The sequence below is a fragment of the Bacillus cereus group sp. N14 genome, assembly GCF_016483555.1.
In the GTDB taxonomy this organism is placed as follows: domain Bacteria; phylum Bacillota; class Bacilli; order Bacillales; family Bacillaceae_G; genus Bacillus_A; species Bacillus_A wiedmannii.
Map to the genome: position 1 here is coordinate 578,767 of NZ_JAEHBQ010000001.1, position 21,386 is coordinate 600,152.

The following is a 21,386-nucleotide window of genomic DNA, read 5'->3' on the forward strand; positions in this document are numbered from 1 at the left end:
AACATATCAAATAAAGGAATTCCTATCGGATATATCCTTTAAGAAATGTAAGATAAATTTACCATATGGCAAAGAAAAGTGTCAATTGTATTTTTCTCATATAAAAGAAGAAAATTAATAAAAAGAAATTTAGTTATCTCCACTATATGTAAATATAATATATCTTGAGATTCTCTAGATTCCTACGTTACAATGATTTTATACATACATAAAGGAAGTGAATCTATGTCCATATTTACCCAATTAGCAAAAAGCGTATATTCGCCTAAAGATATGGCGCTATTCCGTTTTCAAAAAATCGGAAAAACCATTTTGTATATTATGCTACTTTGTCTAATCACTACTATTCCAAGAACATTCTTTTACGGCAGCTTTATCCAAGATAGTGTCAGCATGGTAAATCAAGCGATTGAAAAAGATTTACCTGATTTTAAAATCGAAAACGGTGAACTAAAAGCAGATATTGAACAACCTATTCAAAAGGAAGAAGGAGATGCTCTTTTCGTATTTGATCCCAATACAACAGATATAGAAACATATAAAAACAAAACTGGTTTATTTATTTTAAAAGATAAAGTAGTTTCTATAGGAAATGGTCAAACACAAACATACTCCTATAATGATTTATTAGGAACATCTCTTGAGAAGAAAGATTTACAAGATTTCATTTCTGTATTCGATAGTATTTATCCAATTTTACTAGCCGTTATCGGCGTGTTAGTATACCTATTCCAATTGTTTATTACTTTCTTAGGAATTACTTTACTTGCGTTTATAGGTTCTGCTATGAGTGGTCAACGTAAATTATCTTATAAGCAAGTATGGACGTTAACTGCATACAGCTACACAATCCCAACAATCTTCTTTATGATTATGGATCTATTCAAAATCGTTGTACCTGGTTCAACATTTATTTATATCGCAGTTGTTTTAATTGTTCTTTACTTAACGATTAAAGAAGTTCCAAAACCGAAAGAAAAATAAAAACGAAAAAATGCCTAAATAGGCATTTTTTTTTTGGACAAGCATATATTCCTAGCAAAGGAGTGAAGAATATGAAAAGATTAGGTATATTCTTATTCGTGCTTGTTCTTGGTTATATATTTTATTACGATATAAAAATCGGCACTTTACCGATGTTAAGTTCATATAAAAAAACAACCGCGGCCCAAACGATAAAGCAAGAAAATACAGATACAAAACAAAATAAAGAGAACAAAGCAGAAAAAGAAACAGATGTAACTTATAAAACAATTGAAGTCAAAACAGGTGAGACAGTTCTTTCTATTACCGAACAAATTAATAAGAAAAAAATCCCTTCCATTGAAAAGGTAATTGATGACTTTAAACAACTAAACAAAAGTACATCTGCTACAAAAATACAAATTGGAAAGTCTTATAAATTCCCGTTATATCAATGAGCAATCACTTAATCCTTGTCAATTACATAAAGGCGCTGATACAATAGTAAAAGTGAAACCGAGCACTTCGGTTTCTATAGCCCTGTATCACGTATACTTTCATTGATATGAGGGACTAAATAAGAAACTTCTTTTATAAGGAGAGCGATCTATTCGTGAATGAAATGACTCATCGTACAAAAACACGTCCAGTTAAAGTCGGTAATTTAACAATTGGCGGTAATAATGAATTAATTATACAAAGTATGACAACAACAAAAACACATGATGTTGAAGCAACAGTTGCTGAAATTAAACGTTTAGAAGAAGCTGGCTGTCAAGTTGTCCGTGTTGCTGTTCCAGACGAACGCGCAGCAAATGCTATTGCTGATATTAAAAAACAAATCAACATTCCACTTGTTGCTGATATTCATTTTGATTATCGTCTTGCTTTAAAAGCAATTGAAGGCGGCATTGATAAAGTACGTATCAATCCAGGTAACATTGGTCGTCGCCATAAAGTAGAAGCTGTTGTAAATGCGGCAAAAGAACGCGGTATTCCAATTCGTATCGGTGTAAACGCAGGTTCATTAGAACGTCACATTTTAGAAAAGTACGGATACCCAACTGCAGATGGTATGGTTGAGAGTGCCCTACATCATATTAAAATTTTAGAGGACTTAGATTTCCACGATATTATCGTATCTATGAAAGCCTCTGATGTTAACTTAGCAATTGAAGCATACGAAAAAGCTGCTCGTGCTTTTGATTACCCATTACATTTAGGTATTACAGAATCCGGAACATTATTTGCCGGAACTGTAAAAAGTGCCGCTGGTCTTGGCGCAATCTTAAATAAAGGCATCGGAAATACACTACGTATTTCATTAAGTGCTGACCCAGTTGAAGAAGTAAAAGTTGCGCGTGAACTATTAAAGTCATTCGGTCTTGCATCTAATGCAGCAACACTTATTTCTTGTCCAACTTGTGGTCGTATTGAAATTGATTTAATTAGCATCGCTAACGAGGTGGAAGAATACATCTCTACACTAAAAGTACCAATTAAAGTTGCAGTACTTGGTTGCGCTGTAAACGGTCCTGGTGAAGCTCGTGAAGCTGATATCGGTATTGCCGGTGCACGTGGAGAAGGATTATTATTCCGTAAAGGGCAAGTTGTTCGTAAAGTACCAGAAGAAATAATGGTAGAAGAACTGAAAAAAGAAATCGATGTAATTGCTGCTGAAATGGCTGCTGAACGAGAAAAAGAAAAAGAAACACAAGAACAATAAAAAGAAGGTTGCCACAATATTTGTGGGCAACCTTCTTTTTTACGTAAAAAAGCTCGTCAATTATGTAACCGACGAGTTCTTATTTTACACATTTTGGACAACGGCCGTATATTTCAAACTTATGCCCGGTTACTTCATAACCGTTAAAATCTTTATTCATAAAATCCATCGGGCAGGAAGTAATCTCTTTCGTCCCCCCGCAATCTAAACAAATAAAATGATGATGATGTTCCATAATAGAACATGTAAAACGAAAATGTTTTTCACCATTTAATTCCGTTTGTTCTAAAACACCGATTTCAGCAAACACCGTTAAGTTACGATAAATCGTATCAAAGCTAAGACCTGGATAATCATCCTTCATATGCTCTAAAACGTCTTTCGCCGTTAAATAACGATTGTGAGCTGCAAATAACCTGAGCATTTCTTCCCTTTTCCCAGTATGTTTGTATCCTTTATCTTTCATTAGGCGTAAAGCTTCTGTTAGATTCATATCTATCCCTACTTTATGCAGTTTTTTTCTTTTTCCATAAAATCGCACCAATTAAAATAAGAACTGCTATCATAACAATTGTACCACCTGGTGCTAGATCAAGTTGATATGAAGCAAACATTCCGCCAATTACTGCAATTTCACCAAATAAAATGGAAAAGAAAATTGTTTGTTTAAATCCATTTGCAATACGAATACTTGCTGCAACTGGTAACGTCATTAATGATGATACGAGAAGAACCCCTACTACACGCATTGATACTGCAATAACAAGAGCAACCAATATAATGAAAATAAAGTGAATCCACTTTGCACTCAAACCGGTTGATACAGCATATTCCTCATCAAACGATAGTAAAAATAACTCTTTGTATAATAAAGTAATCGTTACAATAACAACAATTGCTACAATGCCGATGATTATTAAATCCGTACTTGTTACAGCACTTACACTCCCAAATAAATAACTAAATAAATCAGTGTTAAATCCATTTGCAAGTGATATAAAAATAACCCCAATCCCCATTCCTGCTGAAAGAATAATCGGAATTGCTAATTCTTGATAATGTTTATATACAGTACGTAATTTTTCAATTAGTAACGCCCCACCAATAGAAAAAATCATTCCCATATATAACGGATTTAAAAATCCTCCTGTGAAAATTGTTTTTTCTAGTAGTAAACTTGCAGCAATACCCGATAATGTCACGTGACTTAAAGCATCCGCAATAAGCGACATTCGGCGAATGACAACAAATACACCGATAAGCGGCGCAACAAGTCCTATTAAAATCCCTGCATATAAAGAGTTCTGTAAAAAGTCATATTGTAAAAAATCTTGTATCATTATATCCTCCCGTGATGCTCATGCTCGTGTTCTAAACGATGAACATGATGTCCATATAAGACGGACATTTCTGCATCTTCTAACTCTCGGAACTTCTCTACATTTCCATGGAAATGTAGATGTTGGTTTAAGCATGCAACATGTGTTACCTTCTCAGTAACAGCTCCCATATCATGAGTAACGAGAATTAATGTGATTCCTAACCTTTTGTTTAAATCCTCTAATATCTCATAAAAACTTTCTACATTCTTCACATCGATTCCAACAGTAGGCTCGTCCAAAATAAGTAATTCAGGATCACTAACGAGCGCACGAGCAATAAATACACGCTGTTGTTGTCCACCAGAAAGTTCTCCGATATTGCGCCCTTGAAACGCACTCATCCCTACATCAGCAATCGCTTTTTCTACCTTTTCCTTATCGTTTTTCGTGAAAAAGCGAAACAGCCCTTTTTTCGAAACGAGTCCCATTGATACAACTTCAAAAACAGTGGCGGGAAAACCAGAATTAAAGCTATTTGCCTTTTGCGACACATAACCAACTTTGTTCCATTCTTTAAACTTCTTACTGTCAACACCAAACAAACGAATACTTCCCTGTTTTGGCTTTAAAACGCCTAATAAACATTTTAGCAAAGTTGATTTCCCAGAACCATTTGGCCCAACTAAACCTAAAAAAGCTCCCTTCGGAACTTGCAAATTAATATCTTCTAACACATTTCGATCTTCATATCGAAATGACAATCCTTCTATTTCTAATATATTATTCATAGCATCTCACCTATTTTAATTCAGAATGATTCCGATTTATATCTATTTGAATTATAGTACAGCTTATTATAGTTGTAAACCAATCTGCCTAAAATATATCAATTTTTTCAAGAAACCTTACTATTATAACAAAAAGCAGAGAAAAATTCTCTGCTTTTGAAAAATATTCCTATAAAATGAAACCTTAATCAGATGAGGCCATCCCCCAACGATTGGCGAGGGCTTTTACTGGATAAATTTTCTAGTGGATAGCCGATTTAAACTTGCCACCATTTGTCTCTTGTGTATTCATAATCGTAACAAACGCATTCGCATCAATTTCATACACAATTGATTTTAACTTCGTCACTTCCAGACGCGTTACAACTGCATAAATAACTTCTTTTTCTTTATCCGTGTAACCGCCTTTCGCTACAAGCTTTGTAGTTCCACGACCAAGACGATGCAAAATCGCATTTGATACTTCCTCATATTGATCTGATACAATTAAAACTGCTTTCGTTTCATCTAAACCTTGAATGACTGTATCAATTGTTTTGAATGCGATATAGTACGTCATAACAGAATACATAGCTTGTTCAACACCAAATACAAATGCTGCCCATGCAAAAATGAATAAGTTCACAAACATTACAAATTCGCCAACAGAGAAAGGTAATTTCTTCGTTAATAAAATACCCATAATTTCTGTTCCGTCCATTGATCCACCATGGCGAATAACGAGCCCTACACCAATACCTAAAATAAGGCCACCAAACACTGTTGCTAAAATCGGCTCTGTTGTAAATGGCGGAACAGCATGTAACGTTGATTCAATAAACGCTAAAGCTACAATACCGAACGCCGAAGATAACATGAACGTTTTTCCGATTTGCTTATAACCTGAATACATAAATGGGATATTGAGAATAACGACTAAAGTAGAGAAACTTAACCACCAAATATTAGGAGTAAGATAATCTAATATAAGAGAAATACCAATAATTCCACCATCAATAATTTTATTTGGCATTAAAAATAGTTCAATCGCTACCGCTGCGCATGCTGCCCCAAAAATAATCATAACTAAACGATAAATAAGATGGATAACACTTTCTTTTCGGTGTTGCTTTTGTTCCATAAGTCCTCCTTATACTCTTTTTCTATAGTTTTGTCCTTATATTATAACATACGCTTCTTTTTCTCATGAAAAAAGAAACTCTATACGAATATGTACAAGCTACGTACTCATATATTTCGATAGAAGAACGTGTGAAGGAGGATAACTCAATGAACCTCATTAAACAACTTGTAAATAAAAAATTAAATCATATTTCTACAAAAGAGTTATTGAAATATAGTAAAGAGTATGAAGTTTCTATTACGACTGCACAAGCGGATCAAATTGTTTTACTTATGAAAGGAAAGAATATTAACATTTACGATAATGACGAACGGCTAGAGCTCTTAAAACAAATAGCAAAAGTAACCTCCCCTGCTACTGCCCAACAAGTAAATACTTTATTTCAGCAACTACTAAAATAAGGAGGGGAAAATCCCCTCCTTATTGCTTATTACGCTTTAATTTTCTCAAGAATCCCTTCATCAAAAGTACCATTTTTCAGCATTTCGATTTCTAATTTATATGGCGGCTTCTTATCTTTTTTATCTTCACCTACATATGGCGTTTCAAGGATTTTTGGTACGTGCATTAACTGCGGATGATGCACAATATGATGTAACGCTTTATAACCGATATGACCGAAGCCGATATTTTCATGACGGTCCTTTCCTGCGCCGCATACATTTTTACTATCATTAATATGAAGTACTTGCAAACGATCCATACCAACAATCTTATCAAATTCATTTAATACGCCGTCAAAATCATTTACAATATCATATCCTGCATCGTGCGTATGACACGTATCAAAGCATACTGATAATTTTTCATTATATTTTACACCATCAATAATCTTTGCAATTTCTTCAAAGCTACGACCGCATTCTGTTCCTTTTCCTGCCATCGTTTCTAACGCAATGTTAACCGTCTGCTCTGGCGTTAATACTTCATTAAGCCCTTTAATAATTTGTTGAATACCAGCATCTGCTCCTGCACCAACGTGCGCACCTGGGTGAAGAACGATTTGTTTCGCTACACCTAATGCCGATGTTCTTTCAATTTCCATGCGAAGGAAGTCTACACCTAATTGGAATGTTTCTGGCTTCGTCGTATTCCCAAGATTAATAATATATGGCGCATGTACGATAATTTCCTCAATACCGTTTAGTTCCATATGTTTTCTTCCTGCTTCTATGTTCAATTCTTCAATTGGTTTTCTTCGTGTATTTTGCGGTGCACCTGTATAAATCATAAACGTCGTTGCACCGTATGAAACAGCCTCTTCACTTGCTGCTAATAACATTTTCTTACCACTCATAGAAACATGAGATCCAATCTTTAACATACAATCACCTCTTCAATATACAATAGATATAATGATAGCATAATTTGTAGAAATATGTAGCGAATTGTTTGTTCCTAAAACACTACGCAAATTGTAACTAGCTACACCGAAACTTTAATCAGTGTTTTTCCATTCCCCACCGATTATTATCCCGCAAATATCCGGATAAAAAAAGATAAGGGGGCTCCCCTTATCTTTTTTTATTGCTATATTTTTTCTTCACTTTATCACGTTCTGTTGCAAGTTTACGTTTATAGTTTGGTTTTACTTTTTTCGGCTTTTTAATAACTTTCGTTGCCATAACATCAAGTTCATCATTTGGTTTTTTACGGCTCTTACGACGACGACGTTCACCTAAATCCGCCCACTCATCTCCGCGTAACTCTACATGCTTGAACTCAATATGACGTTGTTTTTCTAAACTATCTAACGCTTCTTCGTTTGCTGGATCATAAATCGTCACTGCAATACCTGAATGCCCCGCACGTGCTGTTCTTCCAACGCGGTGAACGAAGAAATCTAAATCTGATGGAAGTTCGTAGTTAATAACATGACTAATTCCTTCAATATCAATACCACGTGCTGCTAAATCAGTTGCAACAATATATTGGAATTCAAGATCACGAATTTGTTTCATCATTTTTTTACGATCACGCGGTGATAAATCTCCGTGAATTCGTCCAACTTTTAAGCCACGTTCCATTAATCCGTCAGCAACTTGATCCGCCATCTTCTTCGTATTCGTGAAAACAACTGCTAAATACGGTTTAAATTGTAGCAACATTTTGTTCACTAAATCGATTTTGTTACGATGTTTAGAAGGTACTAAATAATGCTCAATATTCCCAGCCGCAACTTGTTTTGGATTGATATGAATATGCTCTGGATTCTCCATATATTTCTTCAGAAACGGTTTTAGTTTTTGAGGAATTGTTGCAGAGAAAACTAGCATTTGCAAGTTTCTAGGCATGCGTGATGCAATTTTGTCTACATCATGAATGAATCCCATATCAAGCATTAAGTCTGCTTCATCGACAATAATAGTATTTGCTTTATGAACAAATAATGCTTGTGCTTCTACTAAATCTTTAATACGTCCTGGTGTTCCAACTACAATATGAGGTTGTTTTTTCAACTTTTCAATTGATCGTTGTTTATCAGTTCCACCAATTAAACAACGTGCTGTAATCATTTGATCTTCCGCACAAAACTTTGTTAATTTCACGATTTCTTCGTAAATTTGTTGTGCTAACTCACGAGTAGGCGCTGTAATAACAAGTTGTACTTCTTCACGACTTGCATTAATTCTGTTCAATGTAGGAAGTAAGTATGCATGTGTTTTCCCAGAACCTGTTTGGGATTGTCCAATTACACTTACACCTTTTTTCACGACCGGGAAAATTTTCTTTTGAATTCCTGTCGGCTCTGTAAAGCGTAGTTCACGAACTGCATCTATTAAAAATGGTTTAAAATCATACTGTGTAAAAGTTTGTTGTGTCATAATTTACACCTTCTTTCTAAATTTCTACTGCGCGCACAAATCAGCCAAGTCTACATTATATCGAAATCTACAAGTAAAATCCATCTTTAGTTTAGGTTTTTACTTCAAAAACTAACCTTCTTCCCTCTTATTGCATATTGTATGTGTATATACCTAACTGAAGAAAGGAGGATTTCTCACATGTTTCCAAAATCCCATACAAGGCAAATGTATCCGAATCAAGGACAGCAACCTTATACACCATATCCAATTCCACAGCTACCACCGATGGCGCAAAAAAAGAAAGGTTTCCTTGCTAAACTCTTTAAAAAACACGATCCAACCGAGCCTTTCATGCAAATGGTTCCACCTTATCGACAAATGGATGGACCGCCGCCAATGATGCACCAACAACCGCCGCCCCCATATCAACAACAATACCAATACCAACAGCAATACCCGCAGCAGTACTCACAACAATATCAACCATACATGCAGCAATATCCAGAGCAAATGCCCCCCCCTCAAATGTATGAATCAAATGAAACGCGCGGCGGTGCAGCAACTACAGCAGCATCAAGTAGCGGCATCGGCAGTTTTTTTGCAAATTTAATTTCGAATCCAACTAATATGATAAACAATATTGAAAAAGTATCCCAAGTCGTTCAATCTGTAAGCCCTGTCGTCGAACAGTACGGTCCTATTATGCGTAACCTACCAAGCATTGTTAAAATCCTCACCTCTGGAAAAAGTACGGAAGAAGATCCAACTGAAAATCCAACTGAAGACATAACAGAAAAGGTTGAGGTAGCAACTCCGCCTCCTCCACAAAAAAAAAGAAAAAGAAAAAAATTAGTGATTGAGCCTGTCATAGAAAAAGAATTACGAGAGGAGCCTGTTCATAAAATAGCAACAAAACCAAAACTATATGTGTAACAATCCTTTGTTTTCTATCCATTCCTCCTTTATAATGTAAAAGACTATGCACAAAAGTATCCCTTGTTTAGAAGGAGAGGATTACTCATATGAAAATTGTTAAAATTTCCCCTCGTGGTTATTGCTACGGTGTTGTGGACGCGATGGTTATTGCACGTAACGCCGCATTAGATACATCATTACCAAGACCTATTTATATTTTAGGTATGATTGTTCACAACAAACATGTAACAGATGCATTCGAAGAAGATGGCATCATTACGTTAGACGGTCCAAGTCGATTAGAAATTTTAGATAAAATCGAATCTGGTACTGTTATTTTCACAGCACACGGTGTTTCTCCAGAAGTTAAACAACGTGCAAAAGAAAAAGGTTTAACGACAATCGATGCCACTTGTCCAGATGTTACAAAAACACATGATCTTATTGAAGCAAAGAAAGCTGAAGGTTACCATGTCATTTATATCGGTAAAAAAAATCATCCAGAACCAGAAGGCGCAGTTGGTATTGCACCTGACATCGTTCACCTTATCGAAAGAGCTGATGATTTAAAAACATTAGAAATTCCAACAGATAAAATTTTAGTTACAAATCAAACAACGATGAGCCAATGGGATGTTCAACATTTAATGGAGGACATTCAGAAAAAATTCCCAACAGCAGAATTCCATAAGGAAATTTGTTTAGCAACTCAAGTTCGCCAAGAAGCTGTCGCTAAACAAGCTGATGTTGCAGACTTAACAATTGTTGTCGGTGATCCGAAAAGTAACAACTCAAACCGTTTAGCACAAGTATCACAAGAAATCGCTGGTACGAAAGCATACCGCGTTGCAGACGTAAGTGAGATTAAATTAGAGTGGCTACAAGGTGTAGAAAACGTAGCTGTTACAGCAGGTGCTTCTACTCCAACTCCAATTACAAAAGAAGTTATCGCTTTCTTAGATCAATATGATCCAATGAATCCCGCTACATGGGAGAGAGTTCGAAAAGTACCGTTACAAAAAATATTACCTCGTGTAAAAGTGAAAAAAGAACAATAATAAAAACCGTTGCCTATACGAGCAACGGTTTTTATTTTTCTTATACAAATGTAAATGGATCTGTATGTAATTGCGAAGCATGAATGTGTACATTGAATTTCTTTGCATCTACTTTTTCTTGTAATTGCTTTTGTACACCTTGCTTCATTACTTTTTCAACGTTATGTCCTGGGTCAACTATATTTAAACCGAGCATCATCGCATCATGAGCAACATGATAATACATGTCACCTGTTACATATACATCCGCTCCTTTAAATTTAGCTTGATTGATGTATTTGTTACCATCGCCACCAAGTACAGCCACTTTACGCACTTTATCATCTAATTTCCCAACAACTCTTGCGCCCTTCACATCTAATGATTGCTTTACATGTTCCGCAAACTGTCCAAGTGTCATTTCTTCTTGTAAATATCCTATTTTTCCAAGCCCTAATGTTTCACCTTTGTTATCAAGTGGATACACATCATATGCTACTTCTTCATATGGATGTGCCGTTACCATTGCTTTAATCACTTTTCGCTGTAGTGAAGCTGGAATTATCGTTTCGATTCGCACTTCTTCTACGCGTTCTAACTGCCCAGTTTCCCCGATATAAGGATTTGTTCCCTCTTGAGGTACAAACGTGCCTGTACCCTCGCTATTAAACGTACAGTGGCTATAATTGCCGATATGACCAGCACCTGCGTCTCCTAATGCTTTTCGTACTTCTTCTGCATGAGTTACTGGCACAAACACAACAACTTTTTTCATTTCTTCTGCATATGTCGGTGCCAAAACTTCTGTATTTTGCAATCCTAACGCCTCAGCAAGTAAATCATTTACCCCGCCCTTAGCAACATCCACATTTGTATGTGCTGCATAAATGGCAATATCATTTTTAATACACGTTTCAATAATTCTTCCATACGCTTTATCTGTATGAATCGCTTTTAACGGATTAAAAATTAAAGGGTGATGCGCAATAATGATATTCGCCCCTAATTGAATTGCTTCATCCACAACTTCCTCCGTTACATCTAACGCAATCAATACGTGTTGTACGGGTTTATTAAGCGCTCCAATTTGCAGGCCAATCTTATCTCCTTCCATCGCCAAATGCTTCGGATACATACTTTCAAATAAAGAAATAATTTCATGGCCATTTGGAATTTTACTCATGATAAAACCTCCCGTATCATTTTCATTTTCGCTTCTACTTCCGCACGCTTCGCTTTTGTTTCTTCAGAATCAGCCGCACGTTCTAACTGCTTTAAAATATTTTGGAAGTTTTTTAATTCCCCTTCCCATTTTTCAACGAAAGCTTCACCTTTTTCTTTTATTAAAAATGGCCCCATAAATAATTCCGCTTGTTTATTCTCAGAATAAGGCACCGCGATGTTTCCTCGCTCGCCTACTAAAATCTCGTAAATTTTCCCATCTTCTTTTACGATTTTTTCATGGATAAGCTCCCATCCATTCTCAATAAACCATTCACGAATGTGATGCGCTGCAATATTCGGCTGTAAAATTAAACGAGTTACCCCTTCTAATTTTTCTTTACCACTTTCTAAAATGTCACGAATTAACGCTCCGCCCATTCCAGCAACCGTAATTACATCTACTTCTCCTGGCGCGATAACAGCTAGTCCATTCCCTTTACGCACATCTATTTTATCTTGTAAGCCACTTTCAGCTACAGTTGCTTGTGCAGAGCGAAATGGGCCATCTACAACCTCTCCAGCAACTGCTTTTGTAGCAATATTATTTATAATTGTATAACACGGTAAATACGCATGATCCGATCCAATATCAGCTACTGTAGATCCTACCGGTATTTCACGCACTACTTCTTCTAATCGTTTTGAAAGCTTTACTTCATTCATGTATTTCCATTACTCCTTCTCTTGTCAGTCTGTCTCCATGATAATGAATTTATAGTAGTTGTTGCAAGCCTATAAAAACAATTCACTTCTCTATCACTCATCGTATTTTAGAAAATATAGAAAAACAAGCCCTTTGCATAAGCAAAAGACTTGTCATACGGAACTTTATTTTTTCTTCGATAACCAATCAGCTACTTTAGCAGCTTGATCAGCTGGAACTAAATTGGCAGGCATATTTCCTTTTCCTTTCGAAAGAATTTCTTTAATTTCATCTTTTGAAAGTTTCCCACCAATTTTTTGTAAATTAGGTCCTACTGCCCCTTGTAACTGGTCACCGTGGCAGCTCGTACAGCTTTGCTTCACAATATCCTCTGGCTTTGATGCTGTTTGTGCTGGCTTCCCACCATTTTTTGCATCAGCTAACTCTTTAGATTTATTTAGCCCCTGAAATGAAAATACAAACATAACGATAATACCTAATGCTGCAATAAGAGCGAACGGAATCAGCGGATTACGTTTCATATCTCTTCTCCCCCCTCTATACCCCTAAATAGTTAGATGATTCAGTCATTTCCATTGTACTTGAAAACGTTCTATCAGAAAAGAGTAAACTACTAATCGTTAAAAATATTCCATAAATTCAGTTTATTGTTTTTTATTGTTATATCGCTTATTATTTCGATAATTATTAACGTTTCTCATCATATTTTTCACTTTTCTACATATATTTTTGTATAGAATACACAAAATTAATCGAAAAATCGAAAAATGAGCATTTGCAAATCAAAAGACAATTCTGTAAAATAAATTACAAGAAATTGTAATCGTTGCCGATAGCTAAAGTTTAACAAAAGTTAACAAAATAAAAAAGTTTACTTCACAAAGGTGAAGTAAACTTAAAAGTAGCCTATTCTAAGAAATCCTTAAGACGCTTACTACGGCTTGGATGTCTTAATTTACGAAGTGCTTTTGCTTCAATTTGACGGATACGTTCTCTCGTTACGCCGAATACTTTCCCAACTTCTTCAAGCGTACGAGTTCGTCCATCATCTAAACCAAAACGAAGACGTAGAACATTTTCTTCACGATCTGTTAGTGTATCTAACACATCTTCTAATTGTTCTTTTAGCAATTCATACGCTGCATGGTCCGCAGGCGATGTTGCTTCTTGGTCTTCAATAAAATCACCTAAATGGGAGTCATCTTCTTCACCAATCGGTGTTTCAAGAGAAACTGGCTCCTGTGCAATTTTTAAAATTTCGCGTACTTTTTCTGGAGCAAGATCCATTTCTTCACCAATCTCTTCAGGAGATGGTTCGCGTCCTAAATCTTGTAGTAATTGACGTTGTACACGAATTAACTTATTAATCGTTTCAACCATATGAACTGGGATACGAATTGTTCGTGCTTGGTCTGCAATCGCACGTGTAATCGCTTGGCGAATCCACCAAGTTGCATACGTACTAAATTTGAAACCTTTACGATAATCGAACTTTTCAACCGCTTTAATTAGACCCATATTCCCTTCTTGGATTAAGTCTAAGAAAAGCATACCACGGCCTACGTAGCGCTTTGCAATACTTACTACAAGACGTAAGTTTGCTTCTGCAAGACGACGTTTCGCTTCTTCATCGCCTTCTTCAATACGCGTTGCAAGTCGAATTTCTTCTTCTGCAGATAGTAAATCTACACGACCAATTTCTTTTAAATACATACGAACAGGATCATTGATTTTAACCCCAGGTGGTACACTTAAATCATTAAGGTCGAATTCTTCTTCCGCTTTTGTAATTTGGCGATTATTAGGACCTTCGTCGTTATCATTGTCACCAACTAAGTCAATCCCTTGTTCACCTAAATATTCATAGTATTCATCCATTTGATCGGATTCAATTTCAAATCCATTCATGCGTTCTGCAATCTCTTCATATGTAAGAACGCCACGTTTTTTTCCGAGCTCAGTGAGTTGTTCTTTCACTTGCTCAAGGGTCATTTCAGTTTCAATTTGTTTAGAACGAGCTGGTTTGTCAGCCATCTGTTCCCCTCCTTACGCGAGATACAAACATTCATTATACTAAAAATTTATCAAAAAAGCTATTTTCTCGCTTTTTGATTTTGTAAATATGCTACATAATATTTAGCAGCCTCTACAGGATCTGTTTTTTCCATTTGTTTTACCTTAAAGATGATTTCCATCTTTTCAAGTTTTTCTTGATGACGGCTGAGCGTCTCTAAATGGCCTTGTAACACTTCTTCTGTGTATTCTGGATTAATAAATTCATCCGTCGAAATATCAGTGATAATATTTTTCAACTTCTCATCAGAGAGCCAACTTAAAAATGTTCCGACTGAAGGTTCATTTCCCTTTTCATAATATGCGTATAGTTCATATAAAATCCCTTTATGTTCTTCTGTATGAAAATCTTCTATGTGGGATTCCATACGAACAGCCACTTCCGGACTTTGCAACATATGATAAATAATTTCTCTTTCTGCCCTTTCAAAACCTGTTAACTTCGGTTTTGTTTGAACAATTTGAGACGGCTTAGAAACCTGCTTTACTTGTTTTTGCTGTACCTTTTGTTCTTTGCGATATTGGTGCAATTGATTCAAAAGAGTTTCCATTGAATACGAAAATTCTTGCGATAATGACTTCAAATATGATTCTGCCTGCATCGCATCCTGTAGCAACGATAACTCTTTTAAAACACTTTTCACATATTCTTCTTTGCCAGACTCATCTTGCAAATTTTTCCCTAAACGCAAATAATTTATTTTAAAACCAACAAAACTTATACTTGATTTCACAAGATTTTCAAAAGCAGTTGTCCCATATTGTTGCACATATTCATCAGGATCAAGCTTATCTGGCAAGGATGTAACTTTCACTTGGCAACCAACTTTTAGCAATAATTGCCCTGCTTTCATCGTTGCTTCTCGCCCTGCTTTATCACCATCATAGCAAAGAACAACAGTTTCAACGTTACGTCGCAGAAGTTTTGCTTGTTCTTCAGTTAAAGCTGTTCCCATTGTCGCGACAGCTTCTTCCACACCACTTTTTACCGCAGCCATTACGTCGGCATACCCTTCAAAAAGGACCACTTGCCCACGTTTTCTAATAAACGGCCTCGCTTGGTGGAAGTTATACAACAATTTACTTTTATGAAAAATCGGTGTTTCAGGGCTATTTAAATATTTCGGAGTGTCATCTCCTAATGCCCTTCCACTAAACGCTATCACTTTACCTTGTAACGTATAGATTGGAAACATAACTCTTCCACGGAAGCGATCATAATGACTACCATCCTTCTCGCTTCTTATGAGAAGACCAGCTTGTTCCATACTAGACAGCGATAAACCTCTTTTTTGTAAAATTTTCGTTGCTGCATCCCAAGCAGGTGACGCATAACCAATTTCAAACTTCTCAATCATCTCTTTCGTAATACCACGTTTTAACAAATACGAAAGTGCTTCATTTCCTTCTTCTGTATTTACTAATAAATGATGATAATACTTTTTCAAAAGTTCATGAGCCTGTTGCATGATGACAGTGTCATCAGATATGTCTTCTTGTTGTCCTTGCCCTGATGTATACTCTGCAACCGCCATTCCATTTCTTTCACCTAGCTTTTGAACAGCCTCGGTAAAAGCCAATCCTTCCATTTTCATTAGAAAGGAAAATACATTTCCACCTTCTCCACATCCGAAGCAATGAAAAATTTGCTTATCAGATGAAACAGAGAATGAAGGAGAATTCTCACCATGAAATGGACAAAGGCCGAAATAGTTACGCCCCTGTTTTCTAAGTTGAACGTATTCACCAATCACTTCTACAATATCCGATGACGTCCGAATCTGTTCAACAACTTCTTCGGGAATTCTGTTCCCCATAAATCCATCTCCGTGTCGTATTTTGTATTCGATAAAAATTAAAAAATTCCTTTATAATTCGACAATATTTTTTCTAAACTTATTAGAAAGTGTTGTCGATCACGTTATCAAACGATTTTGTAGGCCCTTTTCTGCGTAATTTCGCAGATACGTACCTACTATATAAAATTGTATCCATTTGCTCACCTGTTACAAATGTACCTCCTGGAGACAATACATATACACTTTTTTACAAGAAGACTAGCAAGCACCATATCCTATGTGATCACGAGATCTGTTTTTTTGCATGTTGATACATATAAAAAATCAACTTTAGCTTATTCAGTATCTACATAGATCCAATTTCCCTTGCTTCTTCCTTAAACGATGAGCATACGATGTGACAAACAAAATTTCGACATGAACTTTCGTTCCAACTTGCACAGTTTTCAGCATTCACAGGCTATGCATCTGCATCAACTAATACGATATTGATGTTTTGCATATTTCTGTATTCTACATCCCTTCTGCGAATCCTTCCATAATGTGCGTTTTCTTGTATAGATTTTGTCGATTTAACGTAATTACATGTCTTTTCGTAAATCCTATCCCTAGTTTATTCTGAAAAATTAAAGTCTAAACGTAAAATATAGGTTTTTATCACAATTTTTTATTATAATATATTTTCTTCAACTACGCTACATATCCCTTTATTTTTTCATCTTCTATTTCAGGATAACGAAACCCTGCCTTTAGCATAATAAAAAGACAGAAGAATATAAGTATAACCACTCCGCTATAATCTATTACGAAATCAACAGGTATTGTGTTTCTCACGAGCGAAAAAAGCACATTCACCTTTGGTAAATGTGCTAAAACAATTTTTGGTTTTGCACTGCATTCACAATAATGTTGGCTGTTTCTTCAATCGCTTTATTCGATACATCAATTACTTGACAATTTATTTTACCAACTACATTCTCAAAGTGATCAATTTCTTCTTTAATACGATTAATATTGGCATATGTTGCACCATCACTTAGTCCAAGTGATTTCAATCGCTCTTTTCGAATATGATTCAACTTCTCTGGCGTAATTTTCAAACCGAAGCATTTTTCTTTAGCCACTTGATATAACTCTTCAGGCGGATCTACTTCTGGTACGAGCGGTACATTAGCAACTTTCAAACGTTTGTTATGAGCTAAATATTGAGAAAGTGGTGTTTTTGATGTGCGCGAAATCCCAATCAACACGATATCTGCTTTTAAAATACCACGCGCGTCTCTACCATCATCATACTTTACAGCAAACTCAATCGCTTCAATCTTTTTAAAGTATTCTTCATCTAATCTACGAACAACACCCGGCTCATATCTTGGTACTTGCCCTGTAATTTCTTCAATTTGATCGATAAGAGGCCCGATAATATCATATGCCTCTACGCCTTCTCTCGCAGCCTCTGTCACTAAATACTGACGCATGTCAGGCTTTACTAACGTAAAACAAATAAGCGCTTGATTGCTCTTAGCAATCGAAATCACTTCTTTTAATGTCCCTGTATCTTCTACATACGGTACACGTCTAATATCAGGAGCAAATGGGAATTGCCCCATCGCTGCTCGAACAACCAAATCAGCCGTTTCTCCAACAGAGTCAGATACGACATATACGATTTTATTATCCATTATATTACCTCACTTTAAACAAATTACACTTATTCGTTATTTACTAAGTTTACAAACGCACGTGTAATATTTGTTTTTGTAATTCGTCCAATCACTTCTAAACCTTGCTTCGTATCTTTCACAACCGGCATCGCATCAATCTGTCTTTCTATTAATTCCATCGCAATATCATATAAAGAATCCTCTCTACGACACATCGTAATGTTTGGCATCCTTGTCATGATAATATTAACCGGAAGAGAGGTTAAATCCTGCTTTCCAAGGCTAGCTCTTAATAAATCTTTACGAGACACAACACCAACTAATAGAATCGCCTGATCTACAACAAATAAGGTACCTACGTCCTCTAAAAACATTGTACAAATCGCATCGTATACTGATACATTTTTATCAATTACAGCTGGTCTAGATTGATAATCTTGTACTTTAATTTTCTTAACAGCCTCAGATAATAGCTGCCCCCCGGTTTTACCCGTATAAAAATAACCTACGCGTGGACGCGCTTCTAAATAACCAGCCATCGTTAAAATTGCTAAGTCTGGTCTTAGCGTTGCACGTGTTAATCCTAATTGCGCAGCAATTGACTCCCCTGTAATAGGACCGTGATCTTTTACAATCTGAATGATATGTTCTTGCCGTTTATTCAGCTCTATGATAATCACCACCTTTAATGCACAACGAAAAAAGTTATACTATCTCTTAAATATTATATACTAAATATGCTATTTGAAAAAGATAGGATGTAAAAAGGACCGTATACGGCCCCAAATTATATTTGAAACTTATCAAGTTGTTCTAAGAAACGTCTTGACTTCAAATAAATCCCGCAATATTCATCATAATATGTATTCAATACTAAACGCATTTGTTTTTTTGTGCTATCCTTCACCGATACATTGCCAAGTCTATGTAAATCGAAGTGGTAGAAAAGACGTAATAATTTATGAACCGCTTCCCCCACTGGTATACGATACTGGTCTTGCTCAGCATGACGCGAGCACAGAAAACCGCCTTCCCGGACAGAGAAGGCGACAAAATCTGTTTCTTGATGACAAATCGCACATGTATCAAAGTACGGGCGCATCCCTAATACCGGAAGCATTTTCGTTTGATAAATTAATGATAATACTTCTGAATCAACACCCTCACACATATAATGCAACGTTTGATATAACATTTCAAATAAATATGGATTATGTTTTTTATCTTCTGTTGCTTTATCAGTTAACTCAACAATAAATGATGCATAAGCAGTTAAAAATATATCCTCGCGAATTTCTTTCATAGTTGAAATAATCTCGCCTTGTTGCAAAGTTCCAAGTCCAGATCCCATTTGAATAAGAAAATTACCATGGGTCATAAGTTGCGAAACAGATGCTAACCGGCTTTTCGGTTTTTTCGCTCCTCTTGCCATTGCACTTACCTTACCCAATTCTCTTGAGAATATTGTAACAATCTTGTTCGTTTCTCCGTAATCTGTCGTACGGATAACGATGCCCTCAACTTTTTGAAACATGTTCGTCACCATCCAAGGTTTGAACAAAACGGGTCAAGAAATTGGAGAGTCTAGATGCGCTAGCTCCTCTTCATGTTGATCCATCTCATCGTTTACGTCTTTTTCCATTTCTTTCAAAAGCAAGTACGTTTCAATGCTTCCTGTTTTGGAGAAAAACTTCCAGGTAAAATCTAGCATAAGAATCCACCTTTCTCAATAAGCGTAGCCTATAAACCAATTTCCTTTGTTGTTATTAAATTGACCCATTTTGTCCATTTTCATGTGAGAAAAATTTTTCCTAATTTATCAAAACTCATAAAAACCAATAATCAGCGGATGAACAAAACATCCGCTGATTACAGCTTTACTCTATTTTAGTACTCGTCTTCGCGGAAACCAAGGTCACGAAGCTGAGACATTTTATTACGCCAATCTTTTTGCACTTTTACCCATACTTCTAAAAATACTTTAGAACCAAGTAATGCTTCAATGTCAAAACGAGCTCGCTTACCGACTTCTTTTAACATCTTTCCTTGCTTACCTATAATAATTCCTTTTTGTGATGCACGTTCAACAACAATCGTTGCGTTTATATAAACCGCTCCGCCCTCACGTTTTTGAATTGCATCAATAACAACCGCTACAGAGTGCGGCACTTCTTCACGTGTTAAATGTAATACTTTTTCACGAATAAGCTCTGAAATAATAAATCGCTCTGGATGATCCGTTACTTGATTATCTGGGTAGTATTGCGGTCCTTCTGGTAAATACTTTTTAATTGTTCCAATTAAAGCATCCACATTATTGCCGTCTAATGCAGAAATTGGTACAATCTCTGCAAACTCATATAGTTTACGGTATTGATCAATTAACTCTAATAATTGCTCTGGATGAAGTTGGTCAATTTTATTAATTACTAAAAATACTGGTTGTTTCGTTTCTTTTAATTTCTCAATAATGAATTCCTCACCACGACCAAATCCTTCAACTGCATTGACCATAAACAGAACAATATCAACTTCTTTTAATGTCGTTTGAGCCATCTTCACCATGAAGTCGCCTAATTTATGTTTAGGTTTATGTATTCCTGGTGTATCAATGAAAATTACTTGTGAATCATTTTCTGTATATACGCCTTGAATTTTATTACGAGTTGTTTGTGGCTTGTCACTCATAATGGCAATTTTCTGGCCGATAATACGATTTAAAAATGTAGATTTTCCAACATTCGGTCTGCCAATAATAGAGACAAAACCTGATTTATAACCTTTTCTATTCATGTAAATCCTCCGCTAAAAATGCTCCTGGTAACAATTCTCCAACTGTAGTCTCTTGAACGTCACCATGTAAATTTGATAGGTATACTTTCGTATCCTGTTTACATAATTCTACCATAACTTGTCGGCATGCTCCACAAGGAGGTACCGGACGCTTTGTATCCGCTACAACTGCAATAGCTACAAACTCTTTATCTCCTTCAGAAATCGCTTTAAATAAAGCTGTTCTTTCTGCACAGTTACATAAACCATATGATGCATTTTCAACATTACATCCACGATATACTTTTCCATCCTGTGTTAATAATGCTGCACCTACTTGAAATTTAGAATATGGTACGTACGCTTGTTTACGCGCTTCGATTGCTTCTTGAATTAATTGTTTACTATTCATATTCCCGCATCCTTCCTGTCCACAGCTGTGAATAGATACACTCTCTTATTAAAGGCCTTTACAGCACTTTCAAAGCTTCATAAAAGCTTTGGAATGC

General features: G+C 35.9%; 23 protein-coding genes. 6 read left to right on the forward strand and 17 right to left on the reverse strand.

Translation table 11 applies throughout. From position 1 onward, the window contains the following. Window positions 1–225 precede the first annotated feature (225 nt). The 3 genes from JDS82_RS03065 (at window position 226) to ispG (ending at window position 2,689) form a co-directional block, all read left to right on the forward strand. A complete protein-coding gene (locus tag JDS82_RS03065) occupies window positions 226–984 on the forward strand; it encodes a DUF1189 domain-containing protein (protein WP_000021901.1) in 759 nt (252 codons plus the stop codon). A gap of 71 nt (window positions 985–1,055) precedes the next feature. Beyond that, complete coding sequence (gene yqfZ / locus JDS82_RS03070; RefSeq protein ID WP_000825418.1) at window positions 1,056–1,421, forward strand: protein YqfZ; 366 nt, start codon at window positions 1,056–1,058, stop codon at window positions 1,419–1,421. Window positions 1,422–1,585: 164 nt separating this feature from the next. Then, window positions 1,586–2,689, forward strand: a complete 1,104-nt coding sequence (gene ispG, locus JDS82_RS03075) for a flavodoxin-dependent (E)-4-hydroxy-3-methylbut-2-enyl-diphosphate synthase (protein ID WP_075308387.1) — start codon at window positions 1,586–1,588, stop codon at window positions 2,687–2,689. Window positions 2,690–2,768: 79 nt separating this feature from the next. Here the strand turns inward: ispG and JDS82_RS03080 are convergent, their stop codons facing one another. The 4 genes from JDS82_RS03080 to JDS82_RS03095 all read right to left on the reverse strand — a co-directional run bounded on the left by JDS82_RS03080 (window position 2,769) and on the right by JDS82_RS03095 (window position 5,919). Continuing rightward, window positions 2,769–3,182, reverse strand: a complete 414-nt coding sequence (locus JDS82_RS03080) for a Fur family transcriptional regulator (protein ID WP_002107670.1) — start codon at window positions 3,180–3,182, stop codon at window positions 2,769–2,771. Between the two features lie 13 nt (window positions 3,183–3,195). Further along, window positions 3,196–4,029: a metal ABC transporter permease gene (locus tag JDS82_RS03085; RefSeq protein WP_064459831.1), complete on the reverse strand. Its 834-nt coding sequence runs from the start codon at window positions 4,027–4,029 to the stop codon at window positions 3,196–3,198. Further along, window positions 4,029–4,799, reverse strand: coding sequence for a metal ABC transporter ATP-binding protein (locus JDS82_RS03090; protein ID WP_001059648.1), 771 nt, complete (start codon window positions 4,797–4,799; stop codon window positions 4,029–4,031). The genes JDS82_RS03085 and JDS82_RS03090 overlap by 1 nt, the downstream gene beginning before the upstream one ends. Window positions 4,800–5,040: 241 nt before the next feature. Further along, the gene (locus JDS82_RS03095) at window positions 5,041–5,919 is read right to left on the reverse strand and encodes a YitT family protein (RefSeq protein WP_000435955.1); all 879 of its coding nucleotides are present in this window, start codon (window positions 5,917–5,919) and stop codon (window positions 5,041–5,043) included. A gap of 149 nt (window positions 5,920–6,068) precedes the next feature. On the opposite strand from JDS82_RS03095, the gene JDS82_RS03100 reads away from it, so the two are divergent. Beyond that, on the forward strand, window positions 6,069–6,323 hold the full coding sequence (locus tag JDS82_RS03100) for a DUF2624 domain-containing protein (protein ID WP_001048965.1): 255 nt from the start codon (window positions 6,069–6,071) through the stop codon (window positions 6,321–6,323). A gap of 29 nt (window positions 6,324–6,352) precedes the next feature. On the opposite strand, the gene JDS82_RS03105 is transcribed toward JDS82_RS03100, so the two are convergent. Both JDS82_RS03105 and JDS82_RS03110 read right to left on the reverse strand, forming a co-directional pair. Then, window positions 6,353–7,246, reverse strand: coding sequence for a deoxyribonuclease IV (locus JDS82_RS03105; RefSeq protein WP_000912443.1), 894 nt, complete (start codon window positions 7,244–7,246; stop codon window positions 6,353–6,355). Window positions 7,247–7,436: 190 nt separating this feature from the next. Then, entirely contained in the window at window positions 7,437–8,747 is a 1,311-nt protein-coding gene (locus JDS82_RS03110) for a DEAD/DEAH box helicase (RefSeq protein ID WP_000194012.1), read from the reverse strand. Window positions 8,748–8,927: 180 nt separating this feature from the next. On the opposite strand from JDS82_RS03110, the gene vrrA reads away from it, so the two are divergent. Both vrrA and JDS82_RS03120 read left to right on the forward strand, forming a co-directional pair. After that, window positions 8,928–9,662 (forward strand): VrrA/YqfQ family protein, encoded by a 735-nt coding sequence (vrrA, locus tag JDS82_RS03115; RefSeq protein ID WP_000484132.1) that lies wholly within the window; start codon window positions 8,928–8,930, stop codon window positions 9,660–9,662. A gap of 89 nt (window positions 9,663–9,751) precedes the next feature. Beyond that, window positions 9,752–10,702, forward strand: a complete 951-nt coding sequence (locus tag JDS82_RS03120) for a 4-hydroxy-3-methylbut-2-enyl diphosphate reductase (protein WP_000706674.1) — start codon at window positions 9,752–9,754, stop codon at window positions 10,700–10,702. Window positions 10,703–10,742: 40 nt separating this feature from the next. Here JDS82_RS03120 and JDS82_RS03125 read toward each other — a convergent pair whose 3' ends face one another. The 11 genes from JDS82_RS03125 to JDS82_RS03175 form a co-directional block, all read right to left on the reverse strand. Continuing rightward, the gene (locus tag JDS82_RS03125; protein ID WP_199712627.1) at window positions 10,743–11,864 is read right to left on the reverse strand and encodes a Nif3-like dinuclear metal center hexameric protein; all 1,122 of its coding nucleotides are present in this window, start codon (window positions 11,862–11,864) and stop codon (window positions 10,743–10,745) included. Further along, window positions 11,861–12,568 (reverse strand): tRNA (adenine(22)-N(1))-methyltransferase, encoded by a 708-nt coding sequence (locus tag JDS82_RS03130; RefSeq protein WP_001006534.1) that lies wholly within the window; start codon window positions 12,566–12,568, stop codon window positions 11,861–11,863. The genes JDS82_RS03125 and JDS82_RS03130 overlap by 4 nt, the downstream gene beginning before the upstream one ends. Window positions 12,569–12,733: 165 nt before the next feature. Further along, window positions 12,734–13,090, reverse strand: a complete 357-nt coding sequence (gene cccA, locus JDS82_RS03135; protein ID WP_000828143.1) for a cytochrome c550 — start codon at window positions 13,088–13,090, stop codon at window positions 12,734–12,736. Between the two features lie 385 nt (window positions 13,091–13,475). Continuing rightward, window positions 13,476–14,603: an RNA polymerase sigma factor RpoD gene (gene rpoD, locus JDS82_RS03140; protein ID WP_000764061.1), complete on the reverse strand. Its 1,128-nt coding sequence runs from the start codon at window positions 14,601–14,603 to the stop codon at window positions 13,476–13,478. A gap of 59 nt (window positions 14,604–14,662) precedes the next feature. Next, the gene (gene dnaG / locus JDS82_RS03145) at window positions 14,663–16,459 is read right to left on the reverse strand and encodes a DNA primase (RefSeq protein ID WP_000528234.1); all 1,797 of its coding nucleotides are present in this window, start codon (window positions 16,457–16,459) and stop codon (window positions 14,663–14,665) included. A gap of 851 nt (window positions 16,460–17,310) precedes the next feature. Then, a complete protein-coding gene (locus tag JDS82_RS03150) occupies window positions 17,311–18,123 on the reverse strand; it encodes a pyruvate, water dikinase regulatory protein (protein ID WP_000368948.1) in 813 nt (270 codons plus the stop codon). A 29-nt stretch (window positions 18,124–18,152) separates the two neighbouring features. Beyond that, the gene (locus JDS82_RS03155) at window positions 18,153–18,785 is read right to left on the reverse strand and encodes a transcriptional regulator CcpN (protein ID WP_000583754.1); all 633 of its coding nucleotides are present in this window, start codon (window positions 18,783–18,785) and stop codon (window positions 18,153–18,155) included. 107 nt (window positions 18,786–18,892) lie between these two features. Continuing rightward, the gene (recO, locus tag JDS82_RS03160; RefSeq protein ID WP_000487012.1) at window positions 18,893–19,639 is read right to left on the reverse strand and encodes a DNA repair protein RecO; all 747 of its coding nucleotides are present in this window, start codon (window positions 19,637–19,639) and stop codon (window positions 18,893–18,895) included. Between the two features lie 33 nt (window positions 19,640–19,672). After that, a complete protein-coding gene (locus JDS82_RS03165; RefSeq protein WP_000883924.1) occupies window positions 19,673–19,816 on the reverse strand; it encodes a YqzL family protein in 144 nt (47 codons plus the stop codon). Between the two features lie 176 nt (window positions 19,817–19,992). Then, window positions 19,993–20,898, reverse strand: a complete 906-nt coding sequence (gene era / locus JDS82_RS03170) for a GTPase Era (protein ID WP_001080239.1) — start codon at window positions 20,896–20,898, stop codon at window positions 19,993–19,995. Continuing rightward, the gene (locus JDS82_RS03175; RefSeq protein ID WP_001086293.1) at window positions 20,891–21,289 is read right to left on the reverse strand and encodes a cytidine deaminase; all 399 of its coding nucleotides are present in this window, start codon (window positions 21,287–21,289) and stop codon (window positions 20,891–20,893) included. The genes era and JDS82_RS03175 overlap by 8 nt, the downstream gene beginning before the upstream one ends. Window positions 21,290–21,386: the final 97 nt, after the last annotated feature.

Excerpts from the sequence above, each read along its gene's own strand:
- JDS82_RS03065 (WP_000021901.1), top strand. The coding sequence starts at position 226 with ATGTCCATATTTACCCAATTAGCAAAAAGCGTATATTCGCCTAAAGAT.
- yqfZ (WP_000825418.1), top strand. The coding sequence starts at position 1,056 with ATGAAAAGATTAGGTATATTCTTATTCGTGCTTGTTCTTGGTTATATA.
- ispG (WP_075308387.1), top strand. The coding sequence starts at position 1,586 with ATGACTCATCGTACAAAAACACGTCCAGTTAAAGTCGGTAATTTAACA.
- JDS82_RS03080 (WP_002107670.1), bottom strand. The coding sequence starts at position 3,182 with ATGAATCTAACAGAAGCTTTACGCCTAATGAAAGATAAAGGATACAAA.
- JDS82_RS03085 (WP_064459831.1), bottom strand. The coding sequence starts at position 4,029 with ATGATACAAGATTTTTTACAATATGACTTTTTACAGAACTCTTTATAT.
- JDS82_RS03090 (WP_001059648.1), bottom strand. The coding sequence starts at position 4,799 with ATGAATAATATATTAGAAATAGAAGGATTGTCATTTCGATATGAAGAT.
- JDS82_RS03095 (WP_000435955.1), bottom strand. The coding sequence starts at position 5,919 with ATGGAACAAAAGCAACACCGAAAAGAAAGTGTTATCCATCTTATTTAT.
- JDS82_RS03100 (WP_001048965.1), top strand. The coding sequence starts at position 6,069 with ATGAACCTCATTAAACAACTTGTAAATAAAAAATTAAATCATATTTCT.
- JDS82_RS03105 (WP_000912443.1), bottom strand. The coding sequence starts at position 7,246 with ATGTTAAAGATTGGATCTCATGTTTCTATGAGTGGTAAGAAAATGTTA.
- JDS82_RS03110 (WP_000194012.1), bottom strand. The coding sequence starts at position 8,747 with ATGACACAACAAACTTTTACACAGTATGATTTTAAACCATTTTTAATA.
- vrrA (WP_000484132.1), top strand. The coding sequence starts at position 8,928 with ATGTTTCCAAAATCCCATACAAGGCAAATGTATCCGAATCAAGGACAG.
- JDS82_RS03120 (WP_000706674.1), top strand. The coding sequence starts at position 9,752 with ATGAAAATTGTTAAAATTTCCCCTCGTGGTTATTGCTACGGTGTTGTG.
- JDS82_RS03125 (WP_199712627.1), bottom strand. The coding sequence starts at position 11,864 with ATGAGTAAAATTCCAAATGGCCATGAAATTATTTCTTTATTTGAAAGT.
- JDS82_RS03130 (WP_001006534.1), bottom strand. The coding sequence starts at position 12,568 with ATGAATGAAGTAAAGCTTTCAAAACGATTAGAAGAAGTAGTGCGTGAA.
- cccA (WP_000828143.1), bottom strand. The coding sequence starts at position 13,090 with ATGAAACGTAATCCGCTGATTCCGTTCGCTCTTATTGCAGCATTAGGT.
- rpoD (WP_000764061.1), bottom strand. The coding sequence starts at position 14,603 with ATGGCTGACAAACCAGCTCGTTCTAAACAAATTGAAACTGAAATGACC.
- dnaG (WP_000528234.1), bottom strand. The coding sequence starts at position 16,459 with ATGGGGAACAGAATTCCCGAAGAAGTTGTTGAACAGATTCGGACGTCA.
- JDS82_RS03150 (WP_000368948.1), bottom strand. The coding sequence starts at position 18,123 with ATGGATAATAAAATCGTATATGTCGTATCTGACTCTGTTGGAGAAACG.
- recO (WP_000487012.1), bottom strand. The coding sequence starts at position 19,639 with ATGTTTCAAAAAGTTGAGGGCATCGTTATCCGTACGACAGATTACGGA.
- JDS82_RS03165 (WP_000883924.1), bottom strand. The coding sequence starts at position 19,816 with ATGCTAGATTTTACCTGGAAGTTTTTCTCCAAAACAGGAAGCATTGAA.
- era (WP_001080239.1), bottom strand. The coding sequence starts at position 20,898 with ATGAATAGAAAAGGTTATAAATCAGGTTTTGTCTCTATTATTGGCAGA.
- JDS82_RS03175 (WP_001086293.1), bottom strand. The coding sequence starts at position 21,289 with ATGAATAGTAAACAATTAATTCAAGAAGCAATCGAAGCGCGTAAACAA.